General features: G+C 73.8%; 11 protein-coding genes. 6 read left to right on the top strand and 5 right to left on the bottom strand.

What is annotated here, in order from left to right; translation table 11 throughout:
• The coding region (locus ABZ215_RS42540) for a hypothetical protein (protein ID WP_354956548.1) at positions 1-699 on the top strand (699 nt) is incomplete at its 5' end.
• 9 nt (positions 700-708) lie between these two features.
• On the opposite strand, the gene ABZ215_RS42535 is transcribed toward ABZ215_RS42540, so the two are convergent.
• The gene (locus ABZ215_RS42535) at positions 709-1,533 is read right to left on the bottom strand and encodes a tRNA (adenine-N1)-methyltransferase (RefSeq protein WP_237334949.1); all 825 of its coding nucleotides are present in this window, start codon (positions 1,531-1,533) and stop codon (positions 709-711) included.
• A 58-nt stretch (positions 1,534-1,591) separates the two neighbouring features.
• The gene (locus tag ABZ215_RS42530) at positions 1,592-2,749 is read right to left on the bottom strand and encodes a M50 family metallopeptidase (RefSeq protein WP_354956546.1); all 1,158 of its coding nucleotides are present in this window, start codon (positions 2,747-2,749) and stop codon (positions 1,592-1,594) included.
• Between the two features lie 96 nt (positions 2,750-2,845).
• On the opposite strand from ABZ215_RS42530, the gene ABZ215_RS42525 reads away from it, so the two are divergent.
• The 4 genes from ABZ215_RS42525 (at position 2,846) to ABZ215_RS42510 (ending at position 6,506) form a co-directional block, all read left to right on the top strand.
• Entirely contained in the window at positions 2,846-3,712 is an 867-nt protein-coding gene (locus ABZ215_RS42525) for a RecB family exonuclease (RefSeq protein ID WP_017982475.1), read from the top strand.
• Positions 3,713-3,727: 15 nt separating this feature from the next.
• Positions 3,728-4,507: a thioesterase family protein gene (locus ABZ215_RS42520; protein ID WP_237334951.1), complete on the top strand. Its 780-nt coding sequence runs from the start codon at positions 3,728-3,730 to the stop codon at positions 4,505-4,507.
• Positions 4,508-4,584: 77 nt separating this feature from the next.
• Positions 4,585-5,514, top strand: a complete 930-nt coding sequence (locus ABZ215_RS42515) for a ParA family protein (protein WP_237334952.1) — start codon at positions 4,585-4,587, stop codon at positions 5,512-5,514.
• 71 nt (positions 5,515-5,585) lie between these two features.
• Positions 5,586-6,506 carry an aminoglycoside phosphotransferase family protein gene (locus tag ABZ215_RS42510; RefSeq protein ID WP_354956532.1) on the top strand — a complete coding sequence of 307 codons (921 nt, stop codon included), beginning with the start codon at positions 5,586-5,588 and terminating at the stop codon, positions 6,504-6,506.
• A 20-nt stretch (positions 6,507-6,526) separates the two neighbouring features.
• On the opposite strand, the gene ABZ215_RS42505 is transcribed toward ABZ215_RS42510, so the two are convergent.
• Both ABZ215_RS42505 and ABZ215_RS42500 read right to left on the bottom strand, forming a co-directional pair.
• A complete protein-coding gene (locus ABZ215_RS42505) occupies positions 6,527-7,738 on the bottom strand; it encodes a DUF6596 domain-containing protein (protein ID WP_354956530.1) in 1,212 nt (403 codons plus the stop codon).
• Positions 7,735-8,106: a YciI family protein gene (locus ABZ215_RS42500; protein ID WP_020422776.1), complete on the bottom strand. Its 372-nt coding sequence runs from the start codon at positions 8,104-8,106 to the stop codon at positions 7,735-7,737. Before ABZ215_RS42500 ends, ABZ215_RS42505 begins: the two co-directional genes overlap by 4 nt.
• Positions 8,107-8,199: 93 nt before the next feature.
• On the opposite strand from ABZ215_RS42500, the gene ABZ215_RS42495 reads away from it, so the two are divergent.
• Positions 8,200-8,634, top strand: coding sequence for a nuclear transport factor 2 family protein (locus ABZ215_RS42495; RefSeq protein ID WP_020422775.1), 435 nt, complete (start codon positions 8,200-8,202; stop codon positions 8,632-8,634).
• Here ABZ215_RS42495 and ABZ215_RS42490 read toward each other — a convergent pair.
• Positions 8,631-8,785: integrase core domain-containing protein (locus tag ABZ215_RS42490; RefSeq protein WP_354956550.1), on the bottom strand; the 155-nt coding region annotated here is incomplete at its 5' end. The two genes, ABZ215_RS42495 and ABZ215_RS42490, sit on opposite strands and share 4 nt — an antisense overlap.

Here is an 8,785-nt window from a genome sequence, read left to right as displayed (position 1 = left end):
GGCGGCGGCTACCCCCAGCAGCCCGGGCAGCCCCAGGGCGGGCCGCAGCAGCCCGGGTACCCGCAGGGCGGGCAGCCGGGCTACCCGCAGACCCCGCCGCCCGGGTTCCCCGGTGGGGCGCAGCAGTTCGGCCAGAACCCCTACGCCGACTCCTACGCCACGCAGCAGTTCCCGGGCGGGCCGGGCGGTGAGCCGCCGAAGAAGAAGACCGGCCTGATCGTCGGCATCGCGATCGCCGCGGTGGTCGTCATCGGCGGCGCGGTCGCCGCGATCCTGCTGCTGACCGGTGGCGACGACAACAACACCTCCGCCGCCCCCAGCACGAGCGCCGCCCCGCCGGCGAGCTCGAGCGAGAAGGCGCCCAGCAGCTCCCGCACGCCGACGTCGAGCTCGACGCCGAAGGGCACCGCCGCGCCGGGCGCGAAGTCCACGCCCGAGGAGACCGCGCAGGCGATCGCCACCGCCTACAGCACCGGGGACAAGGCGACCATCCAGTCGATGGTGTGCGCGAGCCGCCCGCAGTCGGTGCCGGACATCCCGTCGGGCATCACCGTCACCGTGACCGGCAGCCCGGACGTCACCGGCGACACCGCCTACGTCCCGGTGCACGCGGTCGGCCCCGGCGGCACCAACGACTTCGAGCTCGGCCTCGCCAACGAGGGCGGCGTGTGGTGCTACCTGGGCGACCGGACCAACTGACGGAGGACCTCAGCCGCGGCTCGGCCTGCGCTGCGGCCGCGGCGGGGTCACCCCGTCGGCCAGCCGGCGCGTGGTGAGCAAGAAGGCGGTGTGCCCGACCATCCGGTGTTCCGGGCGCACCGCCAGGCCCACCACGTGCCAGGGCCGCACGAGGCTCTCCCACGACTCGGGCTCGGTCCAGCCCTGCATCTCCCGCAGCGCCTCGGTGACCCGCGACAGCTGGGTCACCGTCGCCACGTAGACGACCAGCACCCCGCCCGGGACGAGGCTGCGGTGGACGGTGTCGAGCACCTCCCACGGCGCCAGCATGTCCAGGATCACCCGGTCGACCTCGCCACTGTGGTTCTTCAGGTCGTCGACCTTCAGCGTCCAGTTCGACGGCCGCTCCCGGAAGAACCGCTCCACGTTCTTGACCGCGTGCTCGGCGTGGTCCTCGCGCACCTCGTAGGACAGCACGCTGCCCTCCGGGCCCACCGCGCGCAGCAGGGAGCAGGTCAGCGCGCCGGACCCGGCGCCGGCCTCCAGCACCCGCGCGCCCGGGAAGATGTCGCCCCACATCACGATCTGCGCCGCGTCCTTGGGGTAGATCACCTGCGCGCCGCGCGGCATGGACAGCACGTAGTCCGCCAGCCGCGGCCGCAGCGCCAGGTAGGCGGTGCCGCCGACGGACGTGATCACCGAGCCCTCCGGCTTGCCGATCAGGTCGTCGTGCTTCAGCGCGCCGCGGTGGGTGTGGTACTCCTCCCCCTCGGCGAGCACCAGCGTGTAGTTCCGCCCCTTCGGATCGGTCAGACGCACCCTGTCGCCCGGGCGGAACGGCCCGCTCACCTGCACTTGATTGACTCCTCGAAACTCGCGCGATCGCAGCGCTCGATCTTCGCAGACCCGCCGGTCAGCGGACGCGGCGGGCCGACAGCGCCGAGCGCAGGTCCTCCCGGCGCAGCACCCCGGCCGGGCGGCCCTCGTCGTCGACCACGAGGAACTGCCACGCGGCGGTCTCGCGCACCCGCTCGGCGATCTCCTCCCCCGGTTCGGAGGCGAGCAGCACGGTCTCGGCGCGGATCGGCTCCGCGGCGAGCTCCGCCGGGGCCTGCGGCGACGTCTCGGCGAGCCGTTCGGCGGCGCCCTCGTCGAGCAGCCCGGCCGCGACGCCGTCCGCGCGCACCAGCACCACTCCCCTGCCCGCCGCGGCCGCGAGCGCGTCCGACACCGGGCTCTCCGCGGGCAGCTGCAGCACCGGCCGGGTCAGCTCGGTGACCGCGAGCCCCTCCGGCCAGCCGCGGTTGGCGTCGGCGGCCAGCTCCGACGCGGCGCCGGCGGCGACGAACCACGCGGTGACCACGCACACGCCCAGCCGCAGCCAGCGGTCCTCGGTGCCGGAGACCATGCCGAACATCGCCCACACCAGCAGCCCGGCCGCGACGATCCCGCCGCCCACGACGGCCGCGCGCGTGCCGCTGGCGCGGCGCCCGGTGACCGCCCACACGCCGGCGCGGAGCATGCGCCCGCCGTCCAGCGGCAGGCCGGGCAGCAGGTTGAACACACCGACCGCGAGGTTGGCCACGGCGCACTCGGCGACCAGCAGCCACACCGCCCCGTCCGGCGGCACGGCGAACATCAGCAGGCCGCAGAACGCCGCGAGCAGCACGGACACGACCGGCCCGGCGGCGGCGATCAGCCCCTCCTGCCCCGGCCGCCGCGGGGTGCGGGCCACTTCGGACAGACCGCCGAGCAGGAACAGCCGCAGCCGCCGCACCGGGATCCCCATCCGCAGCGCCACCACGCAGTGCCCCAGCTCGTGGGCCAGCACGGACAGGCCGAGCAGGACGGCGAACGCCGCGGCCAGCGTCCACGACGTGGCCGCGGTCGCGCCGGGCAGGAGCCGGTCGACGAGCGGCTGGTAGAGCACCACCACCACGAGCGAGCCGACCCACCAGGACGGGGCCAGCAGCACCGGCACGTCCTGGACCCGGAACAGCAGCAGGCCGCCGTCGGCGGTGGTCAGCACCCGCCTCGGCTGGTTTCGTCCGTGCTCGCCGGTCGCGGCCATGCCGGACAGGGTAGAGCGTGTGGTGTCAGACGGCCGTGACCCGCCGCGGCGCGCGGCGTCGCGATCTTGTCGGACCCCTCGTTTAGGGTGCGGGGTATGGCTCAGACGGCGACCACGGATCCCCAGCTCGGCGTGCGCCGCCCCGCGCTGTCCCCCTCGCGGGCCAGCGACTTCAAACAGTGCCCGCTGCTCTACCGCTTCCGGGCGGTCGACCGGCTGCCGGAGGTGCCGACGAAGGCGCAGCTGCGCGGCACGCTCGTGCACTCGGTGCTGGAGCGGCTGTTCGCGCTGCCCAAGACCGACCGCGAACCGGACCGCGCCCGCGAGCTGCTCGCGCCCACCTGGAGCGAACTGTCGGCCGACAACCCGGAGTGGGCCGAGCTGTTCGACGGCGAGGACGTGCAGGGCTGGCTGGAGTCGGCCACCAAGCTGCTGGACAGCTACTTCCAGCTGGAGGACCCGCGCCGGTTCGACCCGGAGGCGTGCGAGCTGCACGTCGAGCTGGAGCTGGAGTCCGGGGTCCGGCTGCGCGGGTACGTCGACCGGCTGGACGTCGCGCCCACCGGCGAGATCCGCGTGGTGGACTACAAGACCGGCGCCGCGCCCCGCGAGATCGGCGAGGCCAAGGCGATGTTCCAGATGAAGTTCTACGCCGTGGTGCTGTGGCGCCTGCGTGGCGTGGTGCCGCGCCAGCTGAAGCTCATGTACCTCACCGACGGCCAGTCGCTCGCCTACGCCCCGGACGAGGCCGAGCTGCGCCGCTTCGAGCGCACGCTGGAGGCGATCTGGCAGGCGATCCTCAAGGCGGGCAAGACCGGCGACTTCCGGCCGAGCCCCAGCAGGCTGTGCGACTGGTGCGCGCACCAGTCGCTGTGCCCGTCGTTCGGCGGCACGCCACCGGAGTACCCGGGCTGGCCGGAGCCGGACCCGGGTGTGGAAACCGCACTGGACCGTGCTGACTGACGTGGGCGGATTGAGATGACGGAGAACGCTTTCTACCTGCCGCTGGGCGGCGATCGCTACCAGCCGACGGAGCACACGGCCGGGCCGTGGACCCCGGAGGCGCAGCACTTCGGGCCGCCGTCGGCGCTGCTCGCCCGCGCGCTGGAGAACCTGGCCGCCGACCGGCCGGGGCTGCTGGCGCGGGTCACCGTGGAGATCCTCGGCCCGGCGCCGCTGACCGAGCTGTCGCTGCGGTCCTGGGTGGAGCGTCCAGGCCGGTCGGTCGAGCTGCTCGGCGCGGAACTGCACGACGGCACGCGGGCGGTGGCGCGGGCTTCGGCGTGGCGGATCGCCGAGGCCGACACCACGGACGTGGCCACTGAGGAGCCGGCGCCACCGTCCCCCGAGGACTGCCGTCCGGCGTCGTGGCCGGACACCTGGGGCCGCGGCGGCTACCTGGGCGCGATGGAGTGGCGGCTCATCGCGGGCTCGCCCGCGGAGCCGGGGCCCGCGTGGGTGTGGGGCAGGCAGCGGGTCGAGCTGGTGGCCGGGGAGAAGCCGACGCCGCTGCAGCGGCTGTTCGCGGTCGCCGACACCGGCAACGGCGCGTCGAACTTCCTGGACCCGGCGAAGTGGTGGTTCATCAACAGCGAGCTGACCGTGCACCTGCGGCGCGCGCCGGTCGGCGAGTGGATCGCGCTGGACGCGCGCACGCTGGTCGGCCCGTCCGGGGTGGGCACGGCCACCAGCACGCTGTCCGACGTACGGGGCCAGGTGGGCCACGGCGCGCAGGCGCTGATGGTGCGGACACGCTGACGGGCGTGACCGTCCCCCGCGAGCCGCACGAGATCCACTACTCTGCGGCCAGAACCGACTGACCTGGGAGCGCTCGAGTGCAGATCACCTCGGTGGTCAACCAGAAGGGCGGCGTCGGCAAGACGGCGCTGAGCGTCGGGGCCGCCGCGGCGCTGGCCGAACGCGGCCGCCGGGTGCTGCTGATCGACCTCGACCCGCAGGGGCACGCGACCACGGAGATGCTGGGCCTGGAGGAGGTGCCCGCGCAGGCGCCGAGCCTGGCCAAGGCGCTCACCAAGATGTGGAAGGGGCCGGTCGAGGAGCTGATCGTGCCGCACCGGCGCAGCAACATCGGCCCCGGCGGCGCGTTCGACGTGATCCCGACCTCGCCCGGCATGTTCGACCTGGTGCGCAGGCTCGACCAGTTCCGGGTGCCGGGCTGGCAGCTGGCGCGGGTCGTGCAGTTCGCCAACTACGACCACGTGATCATCGACTGCCCGCCCGCCCTGGACGTGCTGACGAACAACGCGCTCGCGGCGACGCACGGCATCCTGGTGCCGGTGCAGCCGGACCGCACCAGCATCCGGGCGCTGCGGCTGCTCAACGACCAGCTGTACTACGTGCAGACCGCGCTCAACCGCCCGCCCATCCCCTATTTCGGGGTGGTGCCGGGCCTGTACCGGCGGCCGATGTCGGGGTACGCGGTGGCGGCGCTGGAGGAGCTCAAGCAGTTCGGGTACCCGCTGCTGGCGCACGTCCCGCTCGGGGTGGTGATGAACGAGGCCGCCGCGCACGGCATGCCGGTCACGACGTTCGCGCCGGAGACCACCCAGGCGTTCGCCTTCCGCGAAATCGCGGCGGTGCTGGACGGGCACCTGGCGCGGCAGCAGCCGTCGGCCCCGATCCCCGCCGAGGACGACTTCGTGTTCGAGGACTTCATCACGCAGGTCGCGCAGACCCGCAACGAGAACGACAACGGCGCGCGGAAGAAGCTGTACGACCTGATGCCCAAGCGCCCCCGCGACTAGTGGAGCCGCGGTGAATCGCACGCCCGGCCGGGTCGTTCCGGCAACCGCTTTCCGCGGACGAGATCACCGCGATGGCCGAGCGCGCGTTCGGGGCGCCGCCGGTGTCCGCGGTGGAGCTCGGCGGTGGTCTGTACAACACCACCTACCGCGTGGAGCTGCCGTCCCGGGAGACCGTGGTCCTGCGGGCGGCGCCGGAACCCGCGCGGCAGTTCCGCGTCGAGCGGGAGCTGATGCGCAACGAGCACGCGAGCCTGCCGTTCTTCGCGCCGATCGCGCGGATGATGCCCCGGACGTTGTTCGCGGACTGGACGCGGGACATCGCCGGGCGGGACTACGTGTTCCAGACGTTCCTCCCCGGGATCCCGGCGCCGCGGGGACTGCGGGCGTACCCGCGTCCACAGTGGACCGCCTTCTACCGTGGCCTCGGCACGCTGGCACGCACTGTGCACGAGGTGCGCGGCCCCGCCTTCGGCCCGGTCGCCGGCCCGGCATTCGCCACGTGGAGCGAGGCGGTGCTGGCGTACTTCGCGGACACCGCCGCGGACCTCACCGACGCCGGTCTCGACGCCTCGGACGTGCTGGCCGTCGCCCGGCTGGCCGAGCAACGCCGGGCGGTGCTCGACGAGATCACCGAGCCCCGGCTGCTGCACGGCGACCTGTGGACCGCCAACGTGCTCCTCTCCCCCGGCGCGCCGGAGCCGGTGATCGACGGCGTGCTGGACCACGACCGGGCGTCCTGGGGCGATCCCGCCGCCGACTGGAGCCTGTACGCCGCGTCGCGGCCTGATCCCGTCCGGGACGCGTTCTGGGCGGGTTACGGGCGGACGGCGGACACTCCGCAGGCCCGCTGGCGGGCGCTGGTCTACCGGGCCCGGCACCTGGGCGCGGTGCGGCTGGAACGCCACCGGCTCGGCAACACCGACGGCGTCGCGGCGAGCTACTCCGAACTCGGGGCGGTCCTGGACGCGCTGGCCGTCGAACCGGCGCGCTAAACGCAGCGCCGTATAGGTCATTATACACTGCGCGTGGCGCAGCGGTGGGCGCGCTCCTCCAGATACCGCTGCTCCGGCACGCTCAAGGTGCCCCGCGCGGCGCGGCGGTACGCCTCCGCCGCCGCGGGGAGATCACCGGTCCGCTCCAGCAGGTGCGCGCGCACCGCGTCCACGCGGTGGTGCCCGGCCAGCGCCGGGTCCTCGGCCGCCACCGCCAGCTCCCGCAGCCCGGCCTCCGGACCGTCCACTTCGGCCACCGCCACCACCCGGTTCAACGTCACCATCGGCCCGGGCGCCACCGCCGCCAGCAGCTCGTACAACCCGGCGATCTCCCGCCAGTCGGTGTCCTCCGCCCGCGCGGCCTGCCCGTGCACGGCGGCGATCGCGGCCTGCAGCTGGTACGGGCCCACCGGCGCGGTCGTCAGCGCCCGCGTCACCAGCGCCGTGCCCTCGTCGATCATCGCCCGGTCCCACCGCGACCGGTCCTGCTCGGCGAGCGGCACCAGCGCACCACCGGGACCGGTGCGGGCGGCGCGCCGCGCGTCGGTCAGCAGCATCAGCGCGAGCAGGCCCGTCACCTCCCCCTCGTCGGGCAGCCGGGCGTGCAGCTGCCGCGCCAGGCGGATCGCCTCGGCGGTAAGGTCCACGCGCTGCAACGACTCCCCCGAACTCGCGGTGTGCCCCTCGGTGAAGACCAGGTACAGCACGTTGAGCACGGCGGCGAGACGCGGCCCGTACTCGTCCGGCGCCGGCGGCCGGAACCGGGCGCCGGCGGCCTTGATCCGCTGCTTCGCGCGGCTGATGCGTTGCGCGATCGTGGATTCCGGCACCAGGTAGGCCCGCGCGATCTCGGCCGTGGTGAGCCCGCCGACCGCCCGCAGCGCCAGCGCCACCTGCGATGCCGGGGTCAGCGACGGGTGGCAGCACAGCATGAGCAGGGTGAGCGTGTCGTCCACCGCGGGCACCGGCGCCGGGTCCGGTGGCGTCATCAGCGCGACGTTCTCCTCGCGGCGGCGGCGCGCGGTCTCCGATCGCCACAGCTCGATCCGCCGCCGGGACGCGGTGGTGATCAGCCAGCCCTTCGGGTTGTCCGGCATCCCCTGGGCCGGCCACTGCGTCGCGGCCGCGAGCAGCGCCTCCTGCACGGCGTCCTCGCACAGGTCGAAGTCGCCATAGCGGCGCACCAGCGCGGCGAGCACCTGCGGCGCCAGCTCGCGCAGCACCTCGGTCACGGCAGGAAGACGCTCAGGTCCTGCGTGGGGCGCACCTCGACCAGGCCGAGCCCGGCCTCCGGGATCCGCGCCGCCCACTCCACGGCCCGCTCCAGGCTCGCGCAGTCCAGCACGTAGAACCCGGCCAGCTGTTCCTTGACCTCGGCGAACGGCCCGTCCCCCGCGACGACCTGCCCCTCGGAGACCAGGACCCGCTTGCCGGTCTCCGGCGGCGCCAGCGACGCCGAGGTCACCACCTCCCCCGCCTCCTCCAGGTCGCGGTCGAGAGCCTCGTACGCCTTGAGCCCCTCCCGCTTCTCGTCGTCGGCCAGGCTTTCCCAGACCGCCTGGGATGCCGCGTTGCGGTAGATCAGCACCAGGAACTTCATCTGCCCTCCCGGACTCCTCACCCGGGATGTCGAGACCGGCTTCGCGGTCTCGACGTCACCCGTGGAAGCACACACCCTAACCGGAGGACGACGATGACCAGCACGAACGAAATCCACGCGGTGATCGAGGAGCAGGCGGCCGCCATCCGGGCCGGCGACGCGGACGCGGTCGTCGCCCGCTACGCGCCGGAGATCGTCGCGTTCACCCTCGCCCCGCCGCTGGCCCACGCCGCGGCCGAGATGCGCGACCCGGACAACCTGCGCGGCTGGTTCGCCGGGTTCGACGGCCCGGTCGACTACGAGGTCCGCGACCTGCGCGCCACCGTCAGCGGCGATCTGGCCTTCGCGCACAGCCTCAACCGCATGTCCGCGGTCCCCGCCGGCCACGACGAGCCGTTCACCCTGTGGTTCCGGTCGACGGTCTGCCTGCGCCGCGACGACGGCCGCTGGCTGATCGCGCACCAGCACCAGTCCACACCGTTCCACATGGACGGCACCTTCGCCGCCGCCCTGGACCTGGAGCCCTAGATGTGTTGTTTGGTGAGGTTGGTTCCGCGGCTGGCTGGGGTGTTGCCGCCGATGCCGGTGTGGGGTCGGTGGTAGTTGTACCAGTGCAGCCAGTCGGGGAACGCTGTTTGCCGGTGGGTTTCTGAGGTGTAGGGCTGGTGGTAGGCCCATT

It is taken from the genome of Amycolatopsis sp. NPDC006131, from assembly GCF_040614175.1.
Taxonomy (GTDB): Bacteria; Actinomycetota; Actinomycetes; order Mycobacteriales; family Pseudonocardiaceae; genus Amycolatopsis_E; species Amycolatopsis_E tucumanensis.
The sequence above is the reverse complement of the archived record's forward strand: the minus strand, read 5'-3'. Positions and strand labels throughout refer to the sequence as shown.